The organism is Enterobacter sp. DNB-S2, assembly GCF_019443845.1.
Classification (GTDB): domain Bacteria; phylum Pseudomonadota; class Gammaproteobacteria; order Enterobacterales; family Enterobacteriaceae; genus Enterobacter; species Enterobacter asburiae_B.
The window spans coordinates 373302-399181 of sequence record NZ_CP050520.1; the positions used below are offsets into that span (position 1 = coordinate 373302).

Here is a 25880-nt window from a genome sequence, read left to right on the forward strand (position 1 = left end):
TTCTCCTTCAGGCTAAAATGTAGCCACAAAGCTGGTAACTCATTAACAGGAATCCTGCGCTCATCATCCCTACATTGGCGGCATAAGCGTGGCGGAAAAAGCTCGCCGTTTGCCGCCAGTAGCTCATAATGATCAGGATGGCGCTCAGCGCGAGCAGCTGGCCGATCTCAACGCCAATGTTGAAGGCAATCAGGTTGACAAACAGGCCATCGGGAGAAATTTCAAATTCTTTGATTTTGGTCGCCAGACCAAAACCGTGGAAGAACCCGAAGATAAGCGTCGCAAGCTTCGTGTTGGGCTGAAAGCCAAACCAGCGCTGGAATGCTCCAAGGTTATCAAGCGCTTTGTAGACCACGGACAGCCCGATAATGGCGTCAATGATGTAAGCACTGACGCTGATATCAAAGAACGTGCCGATGAGCAGCGTCGTCGAGTGACCGATAGCGAACAGGCTGACGTACAGGCCGATATCGCGCATTTTGTAGAGAAAGAAAATCACCCCGAACAGAAACAGCAGATGATCGTAACCGGTCACCATGTGCTTCGCGCCAAGGTAGATAAACGGGATGATGTTAATCCCGGTGATTTCCTGGATGTACCCTTTGTCGCCTTCCGCCACGCCGTGCGCATACGCGCCCTGGCTGTAGAAAAGCAGTAACAACAGGAAAAACAGACAAGCCGAACGCGCCTGAGCTGAAAGCAGGCCAGCGCTCAACCGGCCCTGTGTATCAAGGCTGGTATTCATAAAAATCCTTACATTTTGAATAATAACGAATTAACAGAAGTTATTACGCAGGCAGGATTCTCGGAGGGCGTTCGGGGGTGGCCTGAGGCATTTTCAATATTTGTTCTGAGCTCAACGCATATATCGCCCGCATACCTGGATTCCAGGTGTGAAGAGTAGGCAGAGCAAAGAGTTTATTCAGATCGTGGGAATGATCGGCATTGAGGTGATGCACGCTGCCGTGGGAATGAAACAGCAACGGATCGTGCTCATTCAGTGGTTCATCGCTGTCGTGTTGATGGTCACTGATGGACGTTGTTTCCTGAACGCTGTATGCAGCCTGTGGTTTTGCCATAAACGAACTGCTCAGCACGGCAACAGCCATGATGATAAGCACGATTCTGGAAATGACTTCACGGCGAATAAACACAATCAACGGCATCCTGACGATACAAAGTAACAACATGCGTAATGTATCCGCACTGTGGATCTGATTTCAATAGCCTGTTTCGGATTTAGTCTGGACTGTAATACTATCAGTTTTGTAATGTCCGCTTTTGGAACACAGCGGGCTTCATCAGGACGCCAGTAACTAAAAGTGGTTACCGGCTTCAGGTAAGTTTCGTCGGCTGCGGCCAGCTAAAGTAGGAAGGTCAAAAAACGACCTTAACGTACAATAATTTTCGATATCCAAACTGACCCCTAGTTATCCGGAGTTACGTGACAGTATTGGTCAGATACTTCCACTTCTTCAGAGTTAAAGTTTGATATATGAGAAAAAAAACGCTCCCGGACGGGAGCGTAAGCCAGTGACTTCGGCGTCAAATGAGGGTCTAACAAGTGGAGCTGCGGGTTAATTCTGGGTGATCTGGCTGCGATGCTTTTCAGCCTGCTGCTGATGAATAACGGAAGATTGACCATTATTCGCCTTCTCATGCATAACAGCGGCTTTCTCATGCTCGTTCATTTGGGAAAATGATTTTGCTGTTTCGTTAGAAGCTGCTGGCTTGGATTTCATCATTTTTTTATGCATTTCAGCCATGTCCTGATGGGCAGCAGAATTGCCGTTTTGCATCATGTCATGGGACATTGCGGACTGATCGTGACCGCTCATATCCATCATTGTCATGCTGTCTCCCTGAACTGCGCTTTTTTCAGCAGATGACTGCATCTGATGGGCAGGAGCCTGTGCATTATTTACCTGGTCATGCATGTTCATTGTCTCTGCAGCCATGGCGGATGAAGCGACAGCCATAATGGCAACAAATGATACGAGAATCTTTTTCATGGTTGGGTCTCCGGTGTTTACATACCCAAACAATCAATGGCTTATAACAGAGAAAGCAGTTGATCTCAGGGCGGGTTAATCATCACTCCAGGAACCAGGTGATTGTGTTATCACGCTGCTCCTGATTTATGAATAATTATAAAAAACTGCCTCTGTTTATCGCGTGACTGAATGATGACAATTTTGTCACCTTCCAGGTTTCTCCTGAATCACGGTATTAATCCTTTAACAGGCGCACTTTGAACACAATTTCCCGCCCCCGCTGTACTACTGACAATTCGCCACCGTGAGCGAGAATGATTGACCTCGTTATCGATAACCCCAGCCCCGCACCTTCTGTGTTGTGGACCCGTGATGAATCTGCGCGATAGAAGCGGTCAAACAAACGTTCAAGATTGGCGGGAGCTGAGCCAGACATCACATTCGTAATCAGCACGTTCATACAGTCACTGCCACTCTCAAGGCGTATCGCAATACATGTGTTATCGGGAGAATACTTGATTGCATTTGAAAGCAGGTTACTGAAAGCACGTCGCAACATGTCGCTGTCTCCGGCAACAACCCCTTCACCTTCAACCGTGAGTGTCTTTCCTGTCTCGTCTGCCAGAGGCTCGAACAGCTCACGTAATTCGTTTAACTCGGCTGCCAGATCCACGTCATGTTTATCCAGCTGCAGCAGACCATGTTCTGAACGCGCCAGAAAAAGCATGTCACTGGTCATTCGTGACAATCTTTTCAGTTCTTCCAGGTTCGCGAATAAAATTTCGCGGTAATGCGATACATCCCTTTCCTTAGCCAGTGCAAACTGCGTCTGCATCATCAGATTACTGACCGGTGTACGCAACTCATGCGCGATATCAGAAGAGAAATCTGAGAGTTTCCGGAATGATCCCTCCAGACGATCGAACATATTATTAAATTCCTGCATGGTCTCAGAGATTTCCGGCGGTGCCAGATCGGGATTGAGACGCTGGTCCAGGCTATCCACTGTCATGGAAGATGCAAGACTGGTCATTTCCCGTAATGGTTTCAGACCAATACGTGTTGTCAGCCATCCCAGAAAAATAGAAATAAAGACCAGACCGATATTGAACCAGAACAGCCAGGTACTGAGCTTATCCATAAACAGGGTGTGATACCCGGTATCCGTGGCAACCGTAATGATGAAATGTTTGCTTCTACCCTGTTCCGGAGCCACAGCAACCCGCCGCGAGATACTGCGATACACGGTATTATTTTCTTCAGTCTGGATCATATAGTCGAGAACATCACCCGACTTATTCAGCAGGATCGCAGGGACAACAGAGTTTTTAGCGTACAGCTCCACGATTTTTTCATTTTCCATATTTTTTATAGAAATGAATAAACCATTGTGCCCCACCATCGCATCATTTATTTTTTCAGTTAATGATTTTATATCCGTCTTGTTCTGGAACGTTTCTGTCTTAAGAAACTCTTCGGTGAGCTGAAGTTTACCTGTCAGAAAATCACGGTCCTGATTATCGAAGTAGCCATTAAGTGTGCTAATCAATATAAAACTAGATAACCACCATACCGTAAGCATCACTGCAGAAAAAATCAGGCTCAGGCGTGTGGTCAGGGAAATTTTGAACCTCACTCTTCTCTGATCTCCAGGACATATCCGGCACCGCGAACGGTATGGATCAGTTTTGGTTCAAAGTCATCATCAATTTTACTTCTCAGACGTCTCACGGCGACATCAATCACATTCGTATCACTGTCAAAGTTCATATTCCAGACCAGGGACGAGATAAGACTCCTGGGTAACACTTCTCCGGTGCGTTGCAGCAGCAACTCAAGCAGAACGTATTCTTTACCGGTGAGATGGATCTTCTTCCCCGAACGGATCACGGTCCGGCGCACCATATCAACGGTCATATCGGCGATGGTGCAAACCGTTGCGGCCTGCGAGCGTGCCCGGCGCAGTAAGGTTCTTACACGTGCAACCAACTCCGTAAAATCGAAGGGCTTAATCAGGTAGTCATCTGCACCAAGCTCCAGTCCTTTCACTTTGTCCCGCACATTGTCCTTTGCGGTTAAAAACAGGACCGGTTCTTCGTGCCCGGACTCCCTCAGTGCGCTGATGATTTGCCACCCGTCGAGGAAAGGCAGCATCACGTCCAGTATTATCAAATCATACTGTCCCTTCGACGCGGCCCCGAGACCATCGCGGCCATTATTAAAGAGATCGGCCTGATAGCCTTCCTCAGCCAGTCCCTGCTGCAGGTAACGACCTGTTTTTTGTTCGTCTTCAACGATTAAAATACGCTGCATGGTCAACTCGCTGATATGAAAGTAAAAATCTCACGCATGAGCTTTGGCTGTCCCCTAGCTGACCTGAGACGGAGCAAGCATTCCGAGCCACGCTACGGCGCCCAGAATGATAATCGCAACAACGAATTCTGTCAGGATGCTGTTTCGCATCAGGGCAACACTGCGATCATAATTCCCTTCCCTGACCATAACTTCAAGCCGGGGACCCAGGTGAAACCTGTTTGCTGCAGCCAGAAGAAGCATCAGAACAAACAGAGCCGTCTTAGCAAGCAATATCCCCCCCCATGAGCTGTTGAATAAGGGGGTTAAATTACCCTCAGCAATATACAGATAGTTGACCAGCGCACTCAGGATCAGGGCTACAACAATCACCGTACCTGCCGTGGCAAATTTTGCTAAGGAATCAGATATCACAATGACGCTCTGTGCGTTATGCGCGTTTCTGCGCATCAGCAGGATAGCAAATGCAACCAGAGCACCTGTCCAGGCACCTGCAGCGCCGAGATGAGTCAGATCGCTCAGTAAATGGAGATAGTAATGCAGACCGTCATGCATGACGGCGTGTCCTCCCCAGGCAAGTGTGGCCAGCGCCACGCCCCCACTCATCGTCATCAGCAGGCAGGACAATACTCTCTTATTAGTGTAAAGGAACAAAGCACCGAGTGTGGTAAACAGGGCACAGAGCCTGACAATCCAGCTAATACCTACATCCGTTTCTTCTATAACCATCTCGATAATATGGATGGATAATTCTCTGAGGTCAGTTACTCCGCTCATGGCATTAGATACCAGGAGCATATTAATGCCAGTAAGAATGATGCCTGCAACAACAGCAAAGGTTATAAACGACCTGAAATTAGTCAGGTTATAGGTTTCATGTCTGACACCGCTTATTCCGTATATCTGAAAAAATGGCAATCCAAATATCACCATCAAATCAAGATAAAGAAGAAAACGAATAACAATCATAATCAGGTCGTTCATAATATTACTTCACTGTAAAGGTATAATTACCGGTAATAGGGTGCGTATCTGAAGAAACCGCGCGCCAATCAACACGATAAGTGCCAGCGGGTAAAGGCTCTCGCGGAATAATGACCATCGATTTAGGGTCAGCACCTGGTGCCACTTTTGCCGCGACCGGCATCGGAGAATGTGATGACATGCCTTTCATACCCGTCATCGTTAATTTTGCACCTGAGAATTTCACGGTCAGATTTTCCGAGAAATTAAGCTGAATCTTTTCCGGGGCCGCTACGGCTGAATCTGCCTGAGGAACAGAGCTTTTTAATTCCGGATGGGCCATGGCAGAAAAAGCGACGCCCATAACCAGGCCACCTGTAATAATGGCTTTATTTAAAATCGACATGTTATTTACCTGTTTAGTTTAGTGTTTTAAGTCAACGTATTAAAACCAGATTCTGGCTCCCGCCAGGAATACTATCTGATGGTCTTTCTCATCCTCTCTTTTCGCTATATCGGACGTTTTCCCGTAAAGCTGATTCCAGGAGACGCCTATATAGGGTGCAAACTCGCGGCGTATTTCATAGCGAAGCCGAAGGCCCAGATCTGTGTCAGCTAATCCCCTGCCACGCCCCCGCGATTCATCATCCTGACTGTAGAGATTTACCTCATAGGATGGCTGGAGTATGAGTCGGTTTGTCAGTAAAACGTCGTATTCTCCCCCGAGACGGAGGGCTGCTTTTCCACCATTACTGACAAAACCCGTAATTTCAGACTCAAAATTATAGAGAGCGAGCCCCTGAAAACCGACAGCAGCCCAGGTCTGGGCAGACGCAGGTCTGAAATCCTGCCTGACACCCGTAACCAAATCCCACCAGGGGCCAACCGCATGCCCCCAGAGTAACTGGGCTTCTGCCGTCTCTGTTTTTCCCCCGCTTCGTTCACCTTCACTCTTTAGCCAAAGCCGGTCTGTGTCGCCGCCAATCCAGCTGTTAACACTCCAGCTGAAATTGTTGGTGTTATCTGACCGTTGCCATTCCAGCTGATCCAGCAGAACCAGATAATTAATTGCACTGTCGTGAATCGCATGCCCCTGTAAATTGCCGAATGCAGCCTTCCGGTCGGCATCGGTAACAGGCGGAATTGGCGTTCTGCTCTCAGTTACAATGGGCTCCATGGACGTCATCTCAGTGAAATTCTCATCTGCTGGCATCTGCATGGAAGACATGTCGTGCCCGACGTGGGGCTCTGCAGAGACGGAGCCCGCCGCAATCGAAAGCTGTGAGGTAAACAAACCGGCGATCAGAACAGGTATGGCCTTAAAACTTCTCTTCATTCGCATCATTCCTCCACCCGGACTTCACGAAACATTCCCATTTCCATGTGATAGAGCAAATGGCAGTGATACGCCCAGCGGCCAAGCGCATCTGCTGTCACTCTGTAACTGCGTTTTGTACCAGGGGGAACATCTATTGTGTGTTTACGAACCATGAAATTACCGTTTTCATCTTCAAGATCGCTCCACATACCATGCAGGTGAATTGGGTGAGTCATCATGGTATCGTTGACCAGCGTGATCCTGAGTCGCTCACCGTATTTCAGCAGCACCGGTGCGGCATCTGAAAACTTGATTCCGTTAAATGACCAGGCGAACTTTTCCATGTGCCCGGTTAAATGCAGCTCTATAGTTCGCCCGGGTTCACGACCGTCAGGATCCTCAAAGCGGCTTTTCAAATCCGCGTACGTAAGAACCTTTCTTCCGTTATTTCGAAGACCAATACCCGGATCATTTAATTTCGGTGAGGCGCTCATCGCCTGCATATCAACCAGTGGGTTATCCGTTTCTGACGCAGGGTGACTTTGCATACCCGGCATTCCGGCCATCTGTGAATGATCCATACCAGCCATGCTGCTGTGATCCATGGGCGCGGAGGATGTCCCGCTATCCGGAAGGTCAGCACCGTCCATAGACATCATCTCTCCGCTGTTATCCATGCCTCCCATCTGGCTGTGGTCCATTCCTGCCATATCATGTCCCATTCCTCCCATACCCATATCTTCCATGGTCAACAGAGGACGGGGATCGAGGGCGGGAACGGCAGCACTTAACCCCTCTCTCGTGGCCAGTGTCCCCCGAGCGTAACCGGTCCTGTCCATGGATTGTGCGAAGATGGTATAGGCCTCACCCTGAGGCTCCACAATGACATCATAGGTTTCGGCTACGGCAATCCTGAATTCGTCAACGGTAACCGGGTTTACATACTGGCCATCTGCAGCCACGACCGTCATTTTCAGCCCGGGGATGCGGATATCGAAATAGGTCATTGCCGAGCCGTTGATAAACCGTAAGCGTATCTTTTCACCGGGACGGAACAGTCCGGTCCAGTTTTTCAGCGGGGCCTGCCCGTTCATGAGATAGGTGTAGGTGTAGCCACTGACATCCGCGAGGTCAGTCGGATTCATTTTCATTTCAGCCCACATTTTCCGGTCGGCAATGGTGGCTGACAGCCCCCTGGTATTCACGTCGCGGAAAAAAGAGCCAACGGTTGGTTTATTGAAATTGTAGTAATCCGACTGTTTTTTTAATTTTTTCAGCAGGCTGTGAGGATTTTCATCGGTCCAGTCAGACAACATAACCACGTGCTCACGATCGTAAGCAAACGGCTCTGGCTCCCTGGAATCGATGATAATGGCACCGTATACCCCCTCCTGTTCCTGCAGACCGGAATGGCTGTGGTACCAGTATGTCCCGTTCTGCTTAACCTTAAAGGTGTAAACGTAGGTATCATCAGGTTCGATACCCATAAAACTCAGCCCCGGAACACCATCCATATTGGCCGGAAGAATAATGCCGTGCCAGTGAATGGACGTTTGTTCATTAAGACGGTTTTTGACCTTCAGGGTAATAGTGTCACCTTCTTTCCAGCGAAGAACGGGTCCCGGCAGGCCTCCATTGATTGTTTTGGCCTGACGCTCACTGCCCGTAATATTGACTGCCGTTTCACCAATGGTCAGGTCAAACTGAGTACCCTGCTGGGATGCGGCAACTGGCAGGCTCAGACTGGAACGCGCATTGAAACTCCATACGCCAAGACTTCCGGCTACGCCAGAGAGGGTTAACCCCTTCAGGAAAGTTCGTCGAGACGTTTTCAACAGCATGCGCGTTCCCTTATTTAAAGTATGGTTACTGACAAAATTCGAGGACCGATTTAAATTAAATTTCTGGTTCACCCTCTTACAATGAAATGAAGCTAACACACCTCAAGAAACAAATTCATTACAATCGTGTAATGTACGTAGCTGTATTACATTTATGTCATCTTCCCCACAGGTTGATTATTTTTATATATGATCGTGATGACATCTTTATGTACCTAAGAAGGTAATTACACATGAATGCATTAATTACAACCACTGCGTTTACAGCTTTATTTTGTGGGGCGGCTTTTGCTCAGTCCAGTGATATTGCCCATGAAGCACACCGATTCGTTAATAATGCCTCAGCAGTCAGTCATGTAAATTCATCGACGCATGAAAACTTGCCGGACAGGATTAATAAAAACAACACGCCCTCATTCTCTGAAATGAATGAACATGAAAGGGCCATTGTTGCTCATTCATTTATGAACAACAGCGCGTCCTATGTACATCAGAAAATGATTGAGGAACATAAAAAAATGCTGTCCGGCAGTGATGCAAATTCAAAGACCTCATCTTCTTCTTTTAACGAACTGAATTCCGGAGAGAAAGCCGCCCTCGTGCATGAGCAGGTCAATAATGCCGGTGCGGAAGCTCATCAGACGCAGGCAAGAAAGCTTCGCGGACTGTATTCGTCCAAGTAGCCGCAGGCGGGTTAGTGCTGAACGTGAGGTGCGCAGCAGGGCTTCATTGACGGGTTACGTAGAAGGACATGAGCACCATATTGCTCTGCCGTAACCTGTTTCAGTCCCGTTAATCATTTACGTCGGGCTGGTCATACAGTTCCCAGAGCTTCAGGAGCAAACGGGAAACAAGATATGTTACAAAAATGCCGAACATCAACGGTGCTCCCGATTAACTGACAGATGACACGCCTCCTGAAAACCCCTAGCATACGCCGCAGTGTTCATGCTAACGGCGAATTCCAGTAAATGTATTCTACCGATGTCGTAAAAGAAAATGCCTACCTTTCAGCCACCCGCTCGGGGCTGGAATCGAACGAGATCGCTACCCTTCAGCGCTCTTTGCCTTCCCGGTTTGATCTTCGGCATTTGAAAAAAAATGAATCATTGAAACTCGTACTGCAAAAGAAAGCGGGAAAATCACGTGTAGTGGCCTATAAATTTACGTCCGGTTCATTTAATTACACGGCGTATCGTATATCAGACAAAAAGTTCTATAACCTTTCCGATACTTCCGGGAAAAGCAGTCTCGATTATCCGTTACCGGCCACAGCAAGACTCAGTTCGCCTTTCAATCCTGCAAGACTTAACCCGGTATCGGGAAAAGTGAGTCCCCATAATGGCATTGATTATTCCATGCCTATGAACACGAAAATAGTCAGCGTCATCGACGGAAAAATCACCCGGGCCGAATACAACAGTACCATGGGATATTTTGTTGAAGTAACGGGAAAAGCCGGTGTTAAAACTCGCTATCTCCACCTCAATAAAATACTCGTTACTAAAGGGGCCAGGGTTACCCGGGGAGGCGCTATTGCGTTATCCGGTAACAGCGGACGTTCATCCGGTCCTCATCTGCATTACGAGCTGGTCATCAATAACAATCCTGTTAACTCACTGGCGTTCCGGGGAGCGGCACCCGCTGATAACAAACTCGAACAGCATGCCTTTGCGCATGCCAGAGACTACGAACGATACCTGGACTGATAACGGGACCGCGACGCGGCCCCGTTTGCCGAATTAATTTTTTTTATCGTTCCCACCATCGTGATGTTGGTGATCTCCATGCCCTCCATGCCCGTGGAAAAGATGCATAAGCGGGCAGACCAGCAACAACAGATATGGCCAGTAACCTGCCACATGTGACCAGTGTTCGCGCAGGAGAGCAAATGCCGCGATCGCGACGACTGCAATAAGAGCATAAGTTGTACTTTTCATTCTGGACTCCTTCTGTTCGTAACAGAGCCTTCATTCAGGGTTATTTCCCGAGCCTGACACTTTTCAGACGCAACGCATTTAGAATGACGCTGACGGAGGAAAGAGCCATGGCCGCCGCCGCAATAACCGGCGACAGTAGAATTCCATAAAGAGGGTAAAGCAGACCTGCTGCCACAGGCACGCCAAGTGCGTTGTAGATGAATGCAAAAAACAGATTCTGCCGGATATTTTTCATGGTGATCTCTGACAGATGACGGGCCCTGTTCAGTATCATCAAATCGCCTTTGAGAAGGGTGATTCCGGCGCTTTCAATTGCGACATCAGTACCCGTTCCCATGGCTATGCCCACGTCAGCCGCAGCAAGTGCCGGGGCATCATTTACACCGTCCCCCGCCATTGCAACCACATGACCAGACTCTTTCAGTCGGGTTATCACTGCTTTTTTTCCGTCAGGCAGAACTCCGGCTTCAACCTCATCTATTCCCAGTTTCCGTGCGACTGCTTCAGCAGTAAGTTGGTTATCCCCGGTGAGCATAACAATGCGTATCCCCGCCTGACGTAACGCTTTAAGCGCATCCGGTGTGGTTGCTTTCACAGGATCCGAGATAGCTATCAGGCCTGCAAGGTGCCCGTCTGTCGCCACATAGATAACGGTAGCGCCTTCCATCCGCAACGTATCCGCAACGGCCTTTTCATTATCAATAACGATACTGTTTTCCTGCATAGCCAGTTCATTACCAATAACAACCCGTTGACCTTCAACATCGCCTGAGACGCCTTTACCCGACGGAGCATTGAAATTACTGACCGACGGTATCGCGATCCCCTTTTCCTGTGCTGCTTTAACTACTGCCACACCCAGCGGATGCTGCGAGCCTTTTTCCACTGCGGCCGTTAAACGTAGAAGAGATGTTTCGCCTCCCGGATTGAGACTGATAATCCCTGTCACCGAAGGCGCACCTTCCGTGAGCGTGCCTGTTTTATCTACAACCAGTGTGTCTACTTTTTCAAGACGCTCCAGGGCTTCGGCATTCTTGATTAATACCCCGGCCTGGGCTCCTTTTCCCACCCCCACCATTATCGACATCGGCGTGGCCAGCCCCAGCGCACAGGGACAGGCAATAATCAGGACCGATACAGCCGCAATCAGACCGTGCGCCATCCTGGGCTCTGGCCCCCAGACAGACCAGATAACGAAAGCAACAACCGCGATAAGTATCACCAGAGGAACAAACCAGCCTGATACGCTGTCAGCCATTCTCTGGATGGGGGCACGCGAACGCTGTGCATCAGCGACCATCTGAACAATTCGTGAGAGCATCGTTTCATCACCGACTTTCTCTGCACGGATGATAAGACTACCTGTCTGATTAATCGTCCCCCCGATGACAGGATCACCTTCCGTTTTTGTAACCGGCATAGATTCCCCGGTCACCATCGATTCATCAACGGTTGTTTTGCCTTCGATCACGATACCATCGACCGGAATACTCTCTCCAGGTCTGATGCGGAGCTTATCGCCAGGCAGAACATCTTCCGCATTAATATCCGTTTCATGACCGTCAAGATCCAGCCGCCTGGCGGTTTTGGGGGCAAGGTTCAGAAGCGCAGTAATGGCACCTGAGGTTTGTTCCCGTGCCCGCAGCTCAAGAACCTGTCCCAGAAGAACAAGCACCGTAATGACTGCTGCGGCTTCAAAATAAACGGCCACCAGGCCATCCATGTTTCTGAACGATGCAGGAAACCAGGAGGGGAAGACGGTTGCAATGACGCTGTAAACCCAGGCTACGCCGGTTCCCATTGCAACAAGGGTAAACATATTCAGGGAGCGGTTACGTAACGACATTCCGGCCCGGGCGAAGAATGGCCAGCCACACCACAACACGACAGGAGAGGCCAGAAGCAGCTGCAGCCATGTGTTGTACTGTGGCGGTACTGTATCCCTCAAGGCGGGAAACAGATGAGATCCCATTTCGAGTACCAGAACCGGAAACGCCAGCAACAACCCCAGCCAGAAGCGTCTTGTCATGTCGCGAAGTTCATCACTCGGCCCCGTGGATGCCGTAGCTACGAGCGGCTCCAGTGCCATTCCACAGACAGGACAGCTTCCGGGACCACTACGGCGTATCTCCGGGTGCATCGGACATGTCCACACACCTTCAGAATTCACTTTCTCCGCCTGGTGATGAGGCTGTTTTATCTGATCAGGGCTGACTTCGTGATGATCGTGGTGACGGTGATGGGAATGTTCACTGGCATCTTCGGTAAGATAACGATCAGGATGGGCTTTAAATTTGCTCTCACAGCTGGCGGAGCAGAAATAAAACTGATGGTCCTGGTATCGAATGCTGCTGTGCGCCCTGTCGGGCAGGATGGTCATCCCGCACACGGGATCTCTCACCTTATGCAATACGTGACTCTCGTCCGGGGATAATGTCTGCTCAGAAGCAGTCTGGTTGTTGTGTTGCACTGCATTGTCATTTTTCACAGTAACTCTCCTTATGCATACCTGAAGCATCTTCTGTCTTCAGGGTATGTCATGGATGCGATTACCACGAATGTCGCCGGAACAGGAGTGCCTGCTGCCGGCGTCTCGTTATCAGCCGTTCCGCTGACTATTCGATTCGCTGGAAGACTTTTTTACTTCCATCCGGTGAGAATGCGATAACATCGTAAGCCTCTTTTCGGGCTCCCATCTCCATTCCAGGACTTCCTGCTGGCATACCGGGAGTGGCGAGACCGTATATACCCGAACCAGACTGCATTGCCTTATGTATCGTTGTCGCAGGCACATGGCCTTCAATGATCAAATTACCGGCAACCGCGGTATGACAACTTCGTAGTCCTGCAGGAATAGCATGCTTTTCTTTCAGGGCTGACAGCGCCTGATCATTCATTACGTGAGTTCGTACTTCAAACCCGTCTTTTTCCATCGCCTTGCCCCACAGGGAACAGCAGCCACAGTTTTCAGATTTGTACATATCAATCACTTTTTCACTCGCCATCGCGGGAAGTGAAAGGCCGAGAGCCAGCGCCATGAGAACCACTTTTTTCATACTCACCTCTGTATATTATCGATATAAACCCTGACGTCAGGGTGAATCAGTACAGAAGGACACCCACAGGGGGTGCCCCTTCAGGTTCAGGACACGCTTTTTTTATGTCTGCGCAGCCAGATTAATTTGTAGGCGGCAGGAATAATGAACAGGGACAGCAGCGGAGCCGTGATCATCCCACCAATCATGGGTGCCGCGATACGGCTCATGACTTCTGAACCTGCACCGGTTCCCCAGAGTATTGGCAGCAGACCCGCAATGATCACCGCCACGGTCATGGCTTTCGGCCGGACACGCAATACGGCACCATGATAGAGGGCTTCATCAAGACCCTCCGGTGTGAACGTCTCTTTACGGGACAATTCCGGGTGCGCTTCAATGGCATGACGCAGATACATCAGCATGACCACGCCAAACTCTGCTGCCACCCCGGCCAGGGCGATAAACCCGGTTCCGGTTGCAACAGACATATGGAAGCCCTGCCAGTACAGGAACCATATCCCGCCAACCAGGGCGAACGGCAGGCTCATCAGGATCAGCAGGGCTTCATCAACCCGGCGGAATGCCAGATACAACAGGATGAAGATGATCATCACCGTCATCGGCACCATCAGCTTCAGTTTCTTGTTGGCATGCTCAAGCAGTTCAAACTGTCCGGAGAATGACACGCTGGTACCCGGTCTCAGTTTCACTTTCTGACCGATCGCCGTTTTAATGTCATTAACCACCGACACCATATCCCTGCCGCGCGCGTCAATGTAAATCCAGCTGGCTGGACGGGCATTTTCCGTTTTCAGCATAGTCGGCCCTGAAACAACCTTAATATCCGCGACGTCGCCCAGCGTAATCTGCTGCTTCATCGGGGTCAGGATCGGCATTTGTTTCAACGCATTTGGACTGTTCCGGTAATCCTGCGGATAGCGGATATTAATCGGGTACCGGGCCACACCTTCAACCGTTTCCCCTACCGTCGCGCCGCCGATGGCTGATGAGACGAACAGCTGAACATCGCCCACCGTCATTCCGTAGCGGGAGGCTTTTTCCCGGTTGATATCGATATCGATATAGCGCCCGCCCTCAAGTCGCTCAGCCAGGGCAGATACCACGCCCGGCACGGTTTTGGCTACCGCCTCGATACTCTGCGCAGTCGCATCGATATCCGACAGAACAGTCCCGGACACTTTGATACCTATCGGGCTTTTAATTCCGGTTGAGAGCATATCAATACGGTTACGGATTGGCGGCACCCAGAGGTTTGCCAGACCCGGTAAACGGACGGTCCTGTCGAGTTCTTCAATAATCTTGTCAATCGTCATGCCTGGACGCCACTGATCTTCAGGCTTCAGTTGGATCGTGGTTTCAACCATTTCGAGCGGCGCGGAATCCGTCGCAGTCTCTGCTTTACCGGTCTTGCCAAATACAGAGGCCACTTCAGGAACGCTTTTGATTAACTTGTCCGTCGTCTGCAGGAGCGCTGCAGCTTCTGCCGGAGAGACGCCTGGCAATGTTGACGGCATATACAGCAGGTCGCCCTCATTGATCTTCGGCAGAAACTCACCGCCCACCTGACTCAGCGGCCAGATAACGGTGAAAATGGACAAGGCCGCAACCAGCAGGGTTGTTTTTGGCCAGTGGAGTACCCGCAATAGCAATGGATGATACGCTTTGATCAGCACCCGGTTCAGGGGGTTACTGGTCTCGGCAGGAATTTTCCCCCGGATCCAGAACCCCATCAAAATCGGAATGACGATGATGGCCAGCGCGGCCGCGCCCGCCATGGAGTAAGTTTTCGTGAATGCCAGCGGGCCAAACAGACGTCCTTCCTGACCTTCCAGGGTAAAGATAGGAATAAAGGACAGGGTGATGATCAGCAGGCTGATAAACAGTGCAGGTCCCACTTCCACGGAGGCGTTGGTAATGACCTTCCAGCGGGTTGCGTTGTCAATCTGCTCACCCGGATGCTGATGATCCCACTCTTCAAGCCGTTTATGCGCATTTTCAATCATCACAATGGCGGCATCCACCATCGCTCCGACGGCAATCGCTATCCCTCCCAGTGACATAATATTGGCGTTCAGCCCCTGGAAGTGCATAACGATAAAGGCGATACACAGGCCAAGCGGCAGAGAGATAATTGCCACCAGGGCTGAACGTACGTGCCACAGGAACAGGGCACAGACGATGGCCACCACGATAAACTCTTCCAGGAGTTTGTAGCTGAGGTTATCAATGGCCCGGTCGATTAACTGGCTGCGATCGTAGGTGGTCACGATTTCAACGCCTTCCGGCAGGCTGGCCTTCAGCGTGTCCAGTTTATCCTTGACCGCAGTGATAACGTCGCGCGCATTTTTACCCGACCGCAGGATCACCACGCCGCCAGCAACTTCCCCCTGGCCGTTAAGTTCTGCAATGCCACGACGCATTTCCGGCCCAGTCTGCACGCGGGCAACATCCCGCAGATAAACCGGCACGCCGTTCTCGCCGGTTTTAAGGACAATGTTATTGAAATCATCAATGCTCTGAAGATAACCGCTGGCACGGACCATATACTCCGCTTCCGCAATTTCAACGGACGAGCCACCGGCTTCCTGGTTAGACGATTCAAGGGCCTGTTTCACTTCGGGCAGGCTGATACCATACTGGGACAGTTTTAACGGGTTCACCTGAATCTGGTACTGCTTCACCACGCCGCCAACCGAGGCTACTTCAGCCACGTTCGGGATGGTTTTCAGCTCAAATTTCAGGAACCAGTCCTGCAGAGAACGCAGTTCTGAAAGGTCGTGTTTTCCGCTGCGATCGACAAGGGCATATTCAAAAATCCAGCCCACACCCGTGGCATCCGGACCGATTTCAGAACTCACACCGGCGGGCAGTTTTCCCTGAACCTGATTCAGATATTCCAGCACGCGGGAACGGGCCCAGTACAGATCGGTGCCGTCTTCAAAAATGACATACACATACGAATCCCCGAACTGTGAAAAACCACGCACGGTTTTTGCGCCAGGTACGGACAGCATGGTGGTGGTAAGTGGATAGGTGACCTGGTTTTCTACAATCTGCGGGGCCTGGCCGGGATAGCTGGTTTTAATAATAACCTGCACATCTGACAGGTCAGGCAAGGCATCGACCGGCGTGTTAATAATCGTCCATGTACCCCAGATGCTGAGAAACAGGGCCCCCATCATGACCAGGAAACGGTTGGCGACAGAGCGCCGGATAATCCATTCAATCATCGTCGTCTCCTCAGTGCCCTGAATGCATGGTTACAGGCTGGTCAGACATTGCTGGCATGCTGCTTTCTGTTTTTTCAGGGTGACGCATACGTTCCAGGGCGCCCGTAATATTGGCTTCGGAGTCAATGAGGAACAGGCCACTGACCACCACAGTATCACCTTCATTCAGACCGGAGCCGATGCCGGACTGTTGCTGTGATTCATGCAGAACGTGGATCTGTTTCGGCACAAACTTGCCTTCATCATCAACAGTAATCACGCGCTGTTCCTTGCCGGTATCGATAACGGCCTGGCTTGGTATCAGCAGCATCTCCTGGCTCTTGGTATTTAGTTTCAGGTAGGCATTCATGCCCGGCTTGAGAAACTCATCCTTATTAGAAACCTGGAGACGGACCTGAAGCGTACGGGTTGTCTGATCCACGCTGGGAAGAATGTTCCATTTTTCGACATGGAATGTTTTATCCGGATAAGCCGGTACCGAAATTTCAAACTGCGACGTATCTTTCAGCAGATAGGCGATAGATTCTGGCACTGCAGCGCTGATCCAGACCGGGTCCATCCCCTGAATCTGAGCCACCACCTTATCTTTCGAAATATTCATGCCGGTTCGCAGGTCAAATGCAGTAATTACACCATCAATAGGTGCTTTAATGGTGAAACGGGTCTGGATGGTGCGGGTTGAACGCAGCCTTTGAATATCCTCTTCCGGCATACCGGCCAGACGAAGCCGTTCCAGAACCCCTTTTATCTGGGTTGGCGTACCGCCTGTACCGGATAACAGCAGGAATTCACTTTGTGCCTCAACCCATTCAGGAATGGTGATATCGATAAGCGGAGTGCCTTTCTTCACATGATCGCCAATCGTCAGTGGATACACTTTTTCGACAAAACCGTCAGAGCGCGCCTGCACAATGACAAACTGATACTCGTTGTAACTAACATTCGCCGGGATCGTCTGAGAATAATTCAGCATTCCGCGCGTGACTTTTTGCGTTTTTAATCCCAGGTTCTGAACCTGCGTTGGGTCTATACGGATCCCGCCATTGCTTTTCTCGTCGCTTTCATCAGCATATTTTGGCACCAGGTCCATATCCATAAAGGGAGATTTTCCGGGTTTATCAAATTTGGTATCCGGTTTCATCGGGTCATACCAGAAAAGTACCTTTTTCTCCGGTGCCTTTTGTTCTGTTTGTACTGTTTTTTGTGATGAGTTTACAAACTGCCAGGCAGTAACCGATATCAGCCCTCCTGCTATGAGGCTGCTGATAATTATTGCAGCATATTTTATCTTTAAAGAAGCCATACAATTTCTCGCTGAAAAATCAAAACACCTGGCATATGCGCCCGATTATTCATTCACAGAAATCTCTTAATGAATGTTCAGGCGTACTGGATGTAATCGCTCCGGATGTCAATCAGGATTTCGTCACGTTAATGCTTTTGAGTAAGGAGATATTGCCTTGCTGAATAAACGAGAAATCGACTTGGTTGCCTGTTTTCAGGGCATTAATAGCATCGTCTGCATTAACAAAAGTAAAGCGCATAGTCATTGCAGGCCAGCCCACCGCAGGAATTGCTTCATGTGAAATGGTGATCTTTTTACTATTCATATCAATGTCTTTAACGACACCGGTGCCCTTGATCACCTGCTGTGCCGAAGCATCACTGGCAGCATTCATATCACCATGCTGATGTGTTTCAGCATGAAGACCGGCAGAAAACATGACAGAGAGAGCACCAAATAAAACAGCTTTAAGTGAGTTACGCATTTTAAATTTCCTGATATGTTGAATATAATTTACTCTACCCAACCGCCACCCAGTGCAGTGAACAGATTAATTTCGTTAACCTGTCGGGAATAGGTAAGGTCGAGGATGGTTTGCTGCGTCGTGAACAGGGAACGCTCTGCATCCAGTACTTCAATGTAACTGACAGCACCACTTGCATATAATCCTCTGGCACGCTGGAGGGTTATCTGAAGTGAATCAAGATAACGCTGCTGTGCCTCAAGTTGCTGGCTAAGGCTATACCGCAGCGCAAGCGTGTCGGAAACATCCTTAAAGGCTGACTGAATTTTCTGTTCGTAATTAATCACCGACTGTTTCTGGCGAATTTCAGCCAGCTTCAGATTGGCTTTGTTCCTGCCAGCATTAAAAATAGGAATTTCAATTTTAGGAATAAAATTCCACATTCCACTTCCTGACGTAAAGAGGCTGGACAGCTCCGTACTGCTTGTGGAAAGACCACTTGTCAGGGTAATGGACGGGAAAAAGGCCGCTCGCGCTGCGCCAATATTGGCATCAGCCGCTTTCAGCTGGTATTCCGCTTCCATAATATCCGGACGCTGCAGCAAAATTTGTGACGACAGATTTGGTGGCAATTTTACTGGGGCGATCTCCCCGCCTTTCATCCCTTTTTCTGACGGCGGTGTGCGGTATGTTCCCAGCACCAGTTGCAGGGCATTGTTTGCCTGAGCCAGATCGCCTTCTCGTTTGGCTATTTCGGCGCGGGTACTTTCGATTTGTCCTCTGGCCTGTTCAAGTGCCAAAACGTTCGTACTCCCGGTCACCAGCTGTTGCTCAACGAAAGCATAAGACTGTTCATAATTTTTCAGCGTTTCCCGCGCAATACGGAGTTGTTCGTACGCCAGTTGCTGGCTGAAATAGCTCTGTGAAACGTTGGAGACAAGCAGAATGTGTACGGCCCGACGGGCTTCTTCGCTGGCAAAGTAGTTCTGGCGATCAGCGTCACTCATGTTCTTAAGTTTGCCGAAAAAATCGAGCTCATAGCTGAGCTCCAGACCCGCGTCGTACTCTTGTGTGGTCGGCTTGTCGCCTTTCAGACCACCGCTGTATGTGATCCCGGATGAGGCATTCAACTGGGGATAACGATCTGCATCCGTGACGTTGAACTGGGCCCGGGCCTCTTCAACCTTCAGAGCAGCCATCCTCAAATCACGGTTATTGTTCAGAGCTTCAGTAATCAACCGTGTAACCTGGGGATCGACAAAAAAGTTACGCCAGCCCGTATCCTGATAACCATTCACAGCTGGCGTCAGGCTGTTTCGGGACAGTGAAAACTGCTGGGGTATCGGTGCTGCCGGGCGCTGATATTCAGGTGCCAGAGAGACACAACCGGCCAGGATGAATATCGTGCTGATGCTGAGTAATTTTAATTTGAACATAACGCTTCTCGTCCAGGCAGACCTGATAAATGGTTCAAATGAAGTCCAGATTATTGATAGGGATACTTTACCGAACGCTCTCTGTTTGCCGGGTGACAGGATAATGACAATGTTGTCATTTTTGCTGTAATCCGTTGATAACGATCGTGGGCGCAATAGAATGACATTAGCAGCCAGCCGGGGAGCAAGATGAAAATATTGATCGTCGAAGACGAAATTAAAACAGGTGAATATCTCAGCAAAGGGCTTACAGAAGCAGGGTTCGTAGTGGATCACGCTGATAATGGTCTTACCGGATATCATCTCGCCATGACCGCGGAGTATGATTTAGTCATTCTGGATATCATGCTGCCTGATGTGAACGGCTGGGATATCATCCGCATGCTCCGCACTGCCGGAAAGGGTATGCCGGTCTTACTGCTGACGGCCCTGGGCACGATCGAACACAGGGTCAAAGGACTGGAGCTGGGTGCGGACGATTATCTGGTTAAACCCTTTGCGTTTGCCGAACTGCTCGCTCGGGTGAGAACTCTTCTGAGGCGGGGAAACACGATGATCACGGAAAGCCAGTTTAAGGTGGCTGACCTCTCTATTGATCTCGTATCCAGAAAAGTCAGTCGCGCCGGAAACCGCATTGTGCTCACCAGTAAAGAGTTCAGCCTGCTGGAATTTTTCATTCGCCATCAGGGAGAGGTTCTTCCCCGCTCCCTGATTGCCTCTCAGGTCTGGGACATGAATTTTGACAGCGACACTAACGCGATTGATGTCGCCGTAAAGCGACTCCGCGCTAAAATAGATAACGATTACGGGACAAAGCTGATCCAGACAGTCCGCGGCGTGGGCTATATGCTGGAGGTCCCGGATGCATAGCAAACCTTCCAGGCGCCCTTTTTCACTCGCTCTGCGGCTGACCTTTTTTATCAGCCTGTCCACGATACTGGCTTTTATCGCTTTCACCTGGTTTATGCTGCATTCTGTTGAAAATCATTTTGCCGAGCAGGATGTCAGCGATCTCCAGCAAATCAGCACCACTCTGAGCCGTATACTCCAGTCCCCAACAGTTCCGGATGAAAAAAAAGTAAGTAAAATAAAGGAATCGATTGCCAGCTACCGCAACGTTGCCCTTTTGCTCCTCAACCCCAGGGGGGAAGTGCTCTTTAGTTCAGCGCAGGGGGCAGCACTACGACCGGCCGTGAGAACAGCAGATTTTAGCGAGCATTGCCGCGCACGGGATGTCTTTCTCTGGACGGTGGAGGATCCTGCAAGACCTATGGATACCGGGTCCGAAATGAAGATGGAAACATACAGGATTATCGCTTCCTCTGGTCAGGTGATATTTCAGGGTAAACAGCAGCAATATGTCATGCTGGTCGGCCTCTCCATTAATTTCCATCTCCACTACCTCGATGCGCTGAAAAAAAATCTGATTGCGATTGCTGTCGTGATAAGCCTGCTGATTGTTCTTATTATTCGAATCGCCGTCCGCCAGGGACATCTGCCGCTTCGTAATGTCAGCAATGCCATTAAAAACATCACCTCTGAGAATCTTGATGCGCGACTCGAACCGACACGCGTTCCCATAGAGCTGGAGCAGCTGGTTATCTCCTTCAATCATATGATCGAAAAGATTGAGGATGTCTTTACCCGCCAGGCCAATTTCTCTGCCGATATCGCGCACGAGATCAGAACGCCCATCACCAATCTGGTGACGCAGACTGAAATCGCACTGAGTCAGGATCGAACACAGAGGGAACTTGAGGATGTCCTCTATTCCAGTCTTGAAGAATATAACCGGATGACCAAAATGGTCAGCGATATGCTGTTCCTGGCACAGGCAGATAATAATCAGCTGATACCTGACAGGGTCATGTTTGACCTTAGAGCGGAAGTTTTGAAAGTCTTCGAGTTTTTCGAAGCCTGGGCCGAAGAACGCAATATCACGCTCAAATTTAACGGGATGCCCTGCCTGGTTGAGGGAGATCCACAAATGTTCAGAAGAGCGATTAATAATCTGTTATCCAATGCCCTGCGTTATACCCCGGAGGGACAGGCAATCACCGTCTCAATAAGAGAGCAGGAGAGCTTTTTTGACCTTGTGATTGAAAATCCGGGGAAACCAATCCCTGAAGAGCATTTATCAAGGCTCTTTGACCGTTTTTATCGGGTGGATCCGGCCAGACAACGAAAAGGAGAAGGCAGCGGCATCGGTCTTGCGATTGTGAAGTCAATCGTGGAAGCACATCACGGAAGAGTGCATGTGGAATCGGATGAACGCTCGACGCGTTTTATTTTATCCGTACCCAGACTGGAGAAAATGATTCCGGGTCCCCAACACTGAGAATAAAGAATTAAATGACAAAGATGTCATTAGCCTGTCATGCAGCAAACAGAAGCCATTCGATATAATTAGTGCAACTTATCAGGAAGGCTGGATTGCTTCATCAATACCCGGCGTCAGAGTACGCCAGGAAATGAATATCCAGCCAACTTCCGGAGAAATAAGAACTGCCGAGCCTTTGCTGTTATGCAACGGGAGATGCAGCTCTCCATTCCCGGACATCACTAATTAATTACTGGAGAGTTACAATGAAAAATATCGTCTTAGCATCAGTGTTAGGTCTTGGCTTAATTTCGTCAGCGTGGGCCACGGAATCCGTGAATATCCATGAGCGCGTCAACAATGCACAGGCTCCTGCTCACCAGATGCAGTCTGCTGCTGCTTATGTAGGGATTCAGGGTTCCGCCCCCAGTATGAACGGTATGGATCAGCATGAACAGGCCATAATTGCTCATGAAACCATGACGAACGGATCGGCGGATGCGCACCAGAAAATGGTGGAAAGTCATCAAAAGATGATGGGAAATAACACTGTATCCACGACCGTCTCGTCAACGTCTTACGCAGCGATGGATGAGCATGAAAGAGCAGCGGTTGCCCATGAATTCATGAATAACGGTCAGTCCGGCCCACATGAGGCCATGGCCGAAGCGCACCGCCACATGATCAATGCAGGCTGAATGCGATTGTAGTATCCGTGCTTTTACCCTTTCCTTGATAGATTATTCCTTAACCGGATATGTTGCTACTTTTTTGCCCCCATCAGGGGGCTTTTTTATCTGACTTAGCTACAATTAACCGGTACCTACCTGAAAAGGATTTATTATATGAAAATCAAAAGCTCCTTGTTTGTTATATTAATCTTATCCCTGCCAGCCATTTCCGCAGAACATTCGGAAATGAAAATGTCAGATATGCACTCGTCGACATCGTCACAGGAATATATGTCGGGCATGAAAGACATGCATGACAAAATGATGGCCGCCGTTAATGAGCCCAATCCTGACAAGGCCTTTGCAAAAGGTATGATCGCTCACCACGAAGGTGCAATAGCAATGGCTGAGACCGAGCTCAAATACGGTAAAGATCCCGAAATGAGAAAGCTTGCACAGGACATCATAAAAGCTCAGAAAGGTGAAATCGAGCAGATGAATAAATGGCTTGGCAGTCATAAATAAAGTTTGTAAAACCGCTTCGTTAAACGTATTTAACACAACTTCCGGGCAGGGAGCCTGTTAAACGTTGAATAATTAAAGCCCGATTAATTTCGGGTTTTACTACTCTGTACTCCGGTCCTTTGTTGAGGACCGGAGTATATGCACCTGAGATGCTTATTTAATACATTATCTCGTCATGGATACAATGTCGCTCAGGATCTCAACCAGCTCGCTTCTCTCCTGCGTTCCGTCATGATAGGTTGATCTTGAGATGATTCTTTCCGCTGTCATCCGGGGCCAGAATTTATCAAGCACATTATCGGGTTTCATTCCCACCGCCCGTCCAATTATTTTTTTAGCATCACAGGTGTCCGTAAACGTGACGACTACACCGGTCATTTCTTCGATCAGATCCGGGCAGAGATAGTTCTCTATTTCACGTTTGCGCGTGGCGAAGAATACCTTACCGGCATCCTCCACTTCTTTTTTACGTTTCTGAATGGACAGAACCTGTGCGGGGTCTCCTCCAATATCGGAGTCCAGAAATACGCACCAGGGAAGCCCCAGATCGTTGGCCAGATTCAATGTAACCCAGTGTTTGACGCTGCCACACCCTCCTATGAGGACTGGCACTATTTTCACGTCCTCCAGAGAGGCTGGCAACATACCTGACTGTTTTAATGAACTGGCCGCATGCCTCAGGAAAGTGACATCCGACTTTCCCTCTACCAGAACTATCCCCTGCGCCCTTTCCATACCGGTCTCTGGCAGCACCCCCAGGCTTTCAGTGGCTTCCTTCAGCACAGCGTCATCCGGCATTTTTACTGCGGGTTCACCCGCCTCATTTCGGGTGACATAACGTACGCCTTCGACAGGGATCAATCCGGCAAGCGCCGGGACATGGGTGGTGACGATAATCTGACGGTGCGGCTGGCCTGCCAGTGCCAGTAACGCTTTCATCAGCATCATCTGATAGTTCGGATGCTGTGACGTTTCAGGCTCCTCTATGGCATAAATCACATTTCTGGGCGTCCCCGCGACATTCTTTTCAGCCTCAGCCCGGAAAAAATTCAACAGGATAAGCCTCCTTATCCCGCTGCCGCGCTTATTGATGGGGATGCCATTTTCCCCATCCAGGGTGAAATTGAAGGTCCACTTGGGTTTCTCCTTAAATCGTGGAGTCAGTTCGCTGGCGAGTTCGGGGGCCATTTCACGTAATTTATCCAGCGTTCTCTGTGCGACATCCAGTACGCTGTCCTGGATCTCATTTTCCAGCGCTGTAATTTTGTCCTGCAGCGCAGCCTGAGCGTCTTTTACGGCCTGCTGTAAGGGGTTTTTAGCTTCGGAATCCCCGTCGCTGCTTTCCCTGTCGGCTTTGAAAATCGCATACGTGGGCAGCAAATCGAGGATCTTACCCCATAATGATTTTGTGTCGGTTCCAAACTCTTTATCGACATCCAGCAACATTTCCGAACAGGTATAGGGAGCGGCGGCTTCCCTGATGGCCTGACGCCATAACGATGCAGTGCGTTTATCCGCCACATTTTTCTCAACTTCTTTTCCCACCGCCTTGAGTTCGGAAATTTTCATGCCCAGTAAATTTCTCAGGGGCTCCTCATCCGGGTGGATGCAGCGGATGCAGGTCTGCTCCGGTTTTCCTGAGGTCGTTGCTTTAAACGTTTTGACGATTTCAAAATTGCCATCTTCATTCAGCAGATGTTCTGAGGCGAGCGTGGTCTGCACCCTGTCGTCTATCATGATAAAGTCGGGCAGATCATCGAATTCACAGGCTATTTCAAAACGGCCCTCCCCTTCTCTCAGGCTGAAACAGTTCATGTCATTCTTGTCAGCCTTCATTCCTTCTGTTTCAAAAAAAATAGCCAGCGCTTCCAGAAGCGTTGATTTCCCAAAGTCATTACGACCAACAATGCCCGTCATGCCTTCATCAATAATGATTTCAGTAGAGCTTCTGTAGCCTCTGAAGTTTTTCAGTTTTAATTTTTTGAGCCGCATATGAAGTCCTGTGTGTAAGAAAGCGTTTTGCTGCAACCTGAATACAAAATATATTTTCAAATGCCTGCCAACATGCAGGGATAACCGTTATTGAGAATATCTTAACGACATTTCTGGATTATGATCTGGTCGCGCTTTCTGAACTTTAATGCTCCTCAAAACACCGGAAGCCAACTTGTGGTTGGATACATGACAAAGTTAAAAATCCAGAATGATGGGTAATAATTTCAATGCTCATTATATTTTTCGGAACTGACTCATGGCTTTTATGACTTAAATGATAATAATACACATTCTTTGATGTGAATTATGTCGTACGGACATTGATGAATTTAAAGGAAGATAGATTTTCATTACGGATTATTTCCTAAATTCATCGATAATGTGATCGACATAAAATTTTCATTTAAGAGTGAAGAGATAATTTAAGGTTGACTGAAATAGCTCAAACTGGTGTAGTTAACATAACAGAAGAAACGAAAGGCTTCATAGCAGCCTGATACTTCAGGCCGCTAAGGGGTTAATATTGC

Annotated in this window: 23 protein-coding genes; 6 read left to right on the forward strand and 17 right to left on the reverse strand. The window is 49.2% G+C overall.

Going from position 1 to position 25880, the window contains the following annotated elements; genetic code table 11:
* Positions 1–7: 7 nt before the first annotated feature.
* The 9 genes from HB664_RS01950 to pcoA all read right to left on the reverse strand — a co-directional run bounded on the left by HB664_RS01950 (position 8) and on the right by pcoA (position 8429).
* Positions 8–745: a HupE/UreJ family protein gene (locus tag HB664_RS01950; protein ID WP_032653839.1), complete on the reverse strand. Its 738-nt coding sequence runs from the start codon at positions 743–745 to the stop codon at positions 8–10.
* A 43-nt stretch (positions 746–788) separates the two neighbouring features.
* A complete protein-coding gene (locus HB664_RS01955; protein WP_032655658.1) occupies positions 789–1154 on the reverse strand; it encodes a hypothetical protein in 366 nt (121 codons plus the stop codon).
* 423 nt (positions 1155–1577) lie between these two features.
* Positions 1578–2012: a copper resistance system metallochaperone PcoE gene (gene pcoE / locus HB664_RS01960; RefSeq protein WP_032653843.1), complete on the reverse strand. Its 435-nt coding sequence runs from the start codon at positions 2010–2012 to the stop codon at positions 1578–1580.
* A gap of 217 nt (positions 2013–2229) precedes the next feature.
* Positions 2230–3630, reverse strand: coding sequence for a sensor histidine kinase (locus HB664_RS01965; protein ID WP_032653846.1), 1401 nt, complete (start codon positions 3628–3630; stop codon positions 2230–2232).
* Positions 3627–4307: a copper response regulator transcription factor PcoR gene (pcoR, locus tag HB664_RS01970; RefSeq protein WP_032653849.1), complete on the reverse strand. Its 681-nt coding sequence runs from the start codon at positions 4305–4307 to the stop codon at positions 3627–3629. The genes HB664_RS01965 and pcoR overlap by 4 nt, the downstream gene beginning before the upstream one ends.
* Positions 4308–4361: 54 nt before the next feature.
* Entirely contained in the window at positions 4362–5240 is an 879-nt protein-coding gene (gene pcoD / locus HB664_RS01975) for a copper resistance inner membrane protein PcoD (RefSeq protein WP_309137272.1), read from the reverse strand.
* 55 nt (positions 5241–5295) lie between these two features.
* Positions 5296–5676, reverse strand: a complete 381-nt coding sequence (gene pcoC / locus HB664_RS01980) for a copper resistance system metallochaperone PcoC (RefSeq protein WP_028018070.1) — start codon at positions 5674–5676, stop codon at positions 5296–5298.
* 39 nt (positions 5677–5715) lie between these two features.
* Complete coding sequence (locus HB664_RS01985; protein WP_170860682.1) at positions 5716–6606, reverse strand: copper resistance protein B; 891 nt, start codon at positions 6604–6606, stop codon at positions 5716–5718.
* Positions 6607–6611: 5 nt separating this feature from the next.
* Positions 6612–8429 carry a multicopper oxidase PcoA gene (pcoA, locus tag HB664_RS01990; protein WP_032653860.1) on the reverse strand — a complete coding sequence of 606 codons (1818 nt, stop codon included), beginning with the start codon at positions 8427–8429 and terminating at the stop codon, positions 6612–6614.
* Positions 8430–8662: 233 nt separating this feature from the next.
* On the opposite strand from pcoA, the gene HB664_RS01995 reads away from it, so the two are divergent.
* Together HB664_RS01995 and HB664_RS02000 are read left to right on the forward strand one after the other, a co-directional pair.
* Positions 8663–9112: a hypothetical protein gene (locus tag HB664_RS01995; protein WP_032653862.1), complete on the forward strand. Its 450-nt coding sequence runs from the start codon at positions 8663–8665 to the stop codon at positions 9110–9112.
* Between the two features lie 288 nt (positions 9113–9400).
* A complete protein-coding gene (locus HB664_RS02000) occupies positions 9401–10138 on the forward strand; it encodes a peptidoglycan DD-metalloendopeptidase family protein (RefSeq protein WP_032653865.1) in 738 nt (245 codons plus the stop codon).
* 33 nt (positions 10139–10171) lie between these two features.
* Here HB664_RS02000 and HB664_RS02005 read toward each other — a convergent pair whose 3' ends face one another.
* The 7 genes from HB664_RS02005 to silC all read right to left on the reverse strand — a co-directional run bounded on the left by HB664_RS02005 (position 10172) and on the right by silC (position 19842).
* Positions 10172–10369, reverse strand: a complete 198-nt coding sequence (locus tag HB664_RS02005; RefSeq protein WP_032653869.1) for a DUF2933 domain-containing protein — start codon at positions 10367–10369, stop codon at positions 10172–10174.
* 40 nt (positions 10370–10409) lie between these two features.
* Positions 10410–12887, reverse strand: coding sequence for an Ag(+)-translocating P-type ATPase SilP (gene silP, locus HB664_RS02010; protein WP_128301965.1), 2478 nt, complete (start codon positions 12885–12887; stop codon positions 10410–10412).
* Positions 12888–12984: 97 nt separating this feature from the next.
* Complete coding sequence (locus HB664_RS02015) at positions 12985–13425, reverse strand: DUF411 domain-containing protein (RefSeq protein WP_000758228.1); 441 nt, start codon at positions 13423–13425, stop codon at positions 12985–12987.
* Between the two features lie 86 nt (positions 13426–13511).
* Positions 13512–16658, reverse strand: coding sequence for a Cu(+)/Ag(+) efflux RND transporter permease subunit SilA (gene silA, locus HB664_RS02020; protein WP_032653876.1), 3147 nt, complete (start codon positions 16656–16658; stop codon positions 13512–13514).
* 10 nt (positions 16659–16668) lie between these two features.
* Positions 16669–17961 (reverse strand): Cu(+)/Ag(+) efflux RND transporter periplasmic adaptor subunit SilB, encoded by a 1293-nt coding sequence (gene silB / locus HB664_RS02025; protein WP_032653879.1) that lies wholly within the window; start codon positions 17959–17961, stop codon positions 16669–16671.
* Between the two features lie 112 nt (positions 17962–18073).
* Positions 18074–18427 carry a cation efflux system protein CusF gene (gene cusF, locus HB664_RS02030; RefSeq protein ID WP_032653882.1) on the reverse strand — a complete coding sequence of 118 codons (354 nt, stop codon included), beginning with the start codon at positions 18425–18427 and terminating at the stop codon, positions 18074–18076.
* Positions 18428–18456: 29 nt separating this feature from the next.
* On the reverse strand, positions 18457–19842 hold the full coding sequence (gene silC / locus HB664_RS02035) for a Cu(+)/Ag(+) efflux RND transporter outer membrane channel SilC (protein ID WP_032653885.1): 1386 nt from the start codon (positions 19840–19842) through the stop codon (positions 18457–18459).
* A gap of 189 nt (positions 19843–20031) precedes the next feature.
* On the opposite strand from silC, the gene silR reads away from it, so the two are divergent.
* The 4 genes from silR (at position 20032) to HB664_RS02055 (ending at position 23358) form a co-directional block, all read left to right on the forward strand.
* Positions 20032–20712: a copper/silver response regulator transcription factor SilR gene (gene silR, locus HB664_RS02040; protein WP_000697969.1), complete on the forward strand. Its 681-nt coding sequence runs from the start codon at positions 20032–20034 to the stop codon at positions 20710–20712.
* Complete coding sequence (gene silS / locus HB664_RS02045; protein WP_032653887.1) at positions 20705–22180, forward strand: copper/silver sensor histidine kinase SilS; 1476 nt, start codon at positions 20705–20707, stop codon at positions 22178–22180. Before silR ends, silS begins: the two co-directional genes overlap by 8 nt.
* A gap of 248 nt (positions 22181–22428) precedes the next feature.
* A complete protein-coding gene (gene silE / locus HB664_RS02050; protein ID WP_032653890.1) occupies positions 22429–22860 on the forward strand; it encodes a silver-binding protein SilE in 432 nt (143 codons plus the stop codon).
* 147 nt (positions 22861–23007) lie between these two features.
* Positions 23008–23358 (forward strand): DUF305 domain-containing protein, encoded by a 351-nt coding sequence (locus tag HB664_RS02055; RefSeq protein WP_032653894.1) that lies wholly within the window; start codon positions 23008–23010, stop codon positions 23356–23358.
* Positions 23359–23523: 165 nt separating this feature from the next.
* Here the strand turns inward: HB664_RS02055 and HB664_RS02060 are convergent, their stop codons facing one another.
* Positions 23524–25350, reverse strand: a complete 1827-nt coding sequence (locus HB664_RS02060) for an AAA family ATPase (RefSeq protein WP_032653897.1) — start codon at positions 25348–25350, stop codon at positions 23524–23526.
* Between the last annotated feature and the right edge of the window lie 530 nt (positions 25351–25880).

Coding starts and splice junctions, on each gene's coding strand:
- HB664_RS01950 (WP_032653839.1), bottom strand. CDS start 745: ATGAATACCAGCCTTGATACACAGGGCCGGTTGAGCGCTGGCCTGCTT.
- pcoE (WP_032653843.1), bottom strand. CDS start 2,012: ATGAAAAAGATTCTCGTATCATTTGTTGCCATTATGGCTGTCGCTTCA.
- pcoR (WP_032653849.1), bottom strand. CDS start 4,307: ATGCAGCGTATTTTAATCGTTGAAGACGAACAAAAAACAGGTCGTTAC.
- pcoD (WP_309137272.1), bottom strand. CDS start 5,240: ATGGTGATATTTGGATTGCCATTTTTTCAGATATACGGAATAAGCGGT.
- pcoC (WP_028018070.1), bottom strand. CDS start 5,676: ATGTCGATTTTAAATAAAGCCATTATTACAGGTGGCCTGGTTATGGGC.
- HB664_RS01985 (WP_170860682.1), bottom strand. CDS start 6,606: ATGAAGAGAAGTTTTAAGGCCATACCTGTTCTGATCGCCGGTTTGTTT.
- pcoA (WP_032653860.1), bottom strand. CDS start 8,429: ATGCTGTTGAAAACGTCTCGACGAACTTTCCTGAAGGGGTTAACCCTC.
- HB664_RS01995 (WP_032653862.1), top strand. CDS start 8,663: ATGAATGCATTAATTACAACCACTGCGTTTACAGCTTTATTTTGTGGG.
- HB664_RS02000 (WP_032653865.1), top strand. CDS start 9,401: ATGTATTCTACCGATGTCGTAAAAGAAAATGCCTACCTTTCAGCCACC.
- HB664_RS02005 (WP_032653869.1), bottom strand. CDS start 10,369: ATGAAAAGTACAACTTATGCTCTTATTGCAGTCGTCGCGATCGCGGCA.
- silP (WP_128301965.1), bottom strand. CDS start 12,887: ATGCTTCAGGTATGCATAAGGAGAGTTACTGTGAAAAATGACAATGCA.
- HB664_RS02015 (WP_000758228.1), bottom strand. CDS start 13,425: ATGAAAAAAGTGGTTCTCATGGCGCTGGCTCTCGGCCTTTCACTTCCC.
- silA (WP_032653876.1), bottom strand. CDS start 16,658: ATGATTGAATGGATTATCCGGCGCTCTGTCGCCAACCGTTTCCTGGTC.
- silB (WP_032653879.1), bottom strand. CDS start 17,961: ATGGCTTCTTTAAAGATAAAATATGCTGCAATAATTATCAGCAGCCTC.
- cusF (WP_032653882.1), bottom strand. CDS start 18,427: ATGCGTAACTCACTTAAAGCTGTTTTATTTGGTGCTCTCTCTGTCATG.
- silC (WP_032653885.1), bottom strand. CDS start 19,842: ATGTTCAAATTAAAATTACTCAGCATCAGCACGATATTCATCCTGGCC.
- silR (WP_000697969.1), top strand. CDS start 20,032: ATGAAAATATTGATCGTCGAAGACGAAATTAAAACAGGTGAATATCTC.
- silS (WP_032653887.1), top strand. CDS start 20,705: ATGCATAGCAAACCTTCCAGGCGCCCTTTTTCACTCGCTCTGCGGCTG.
- silE (WP_032653890.1), top strand. CDS start 22,429: ATGAAAAATATCGTCTTAGCATCAGTGTTAGGTCTTGGCTTAATTTCG.
- HB664_RS02055 (WP_032653894.1), top strand. CDS start 23,008: ATGAAAATCAAAAGCTCCTTGTTTGTTATATTAATCTTATCCCTGCCA.
- HB664_RS02060 (WP_032653897.1), bottom strand. CDS start 25,350: ATGCGGCTCAAAAAATTAAAACTGAAAAACTTCAGAGGCTACAGAAGC.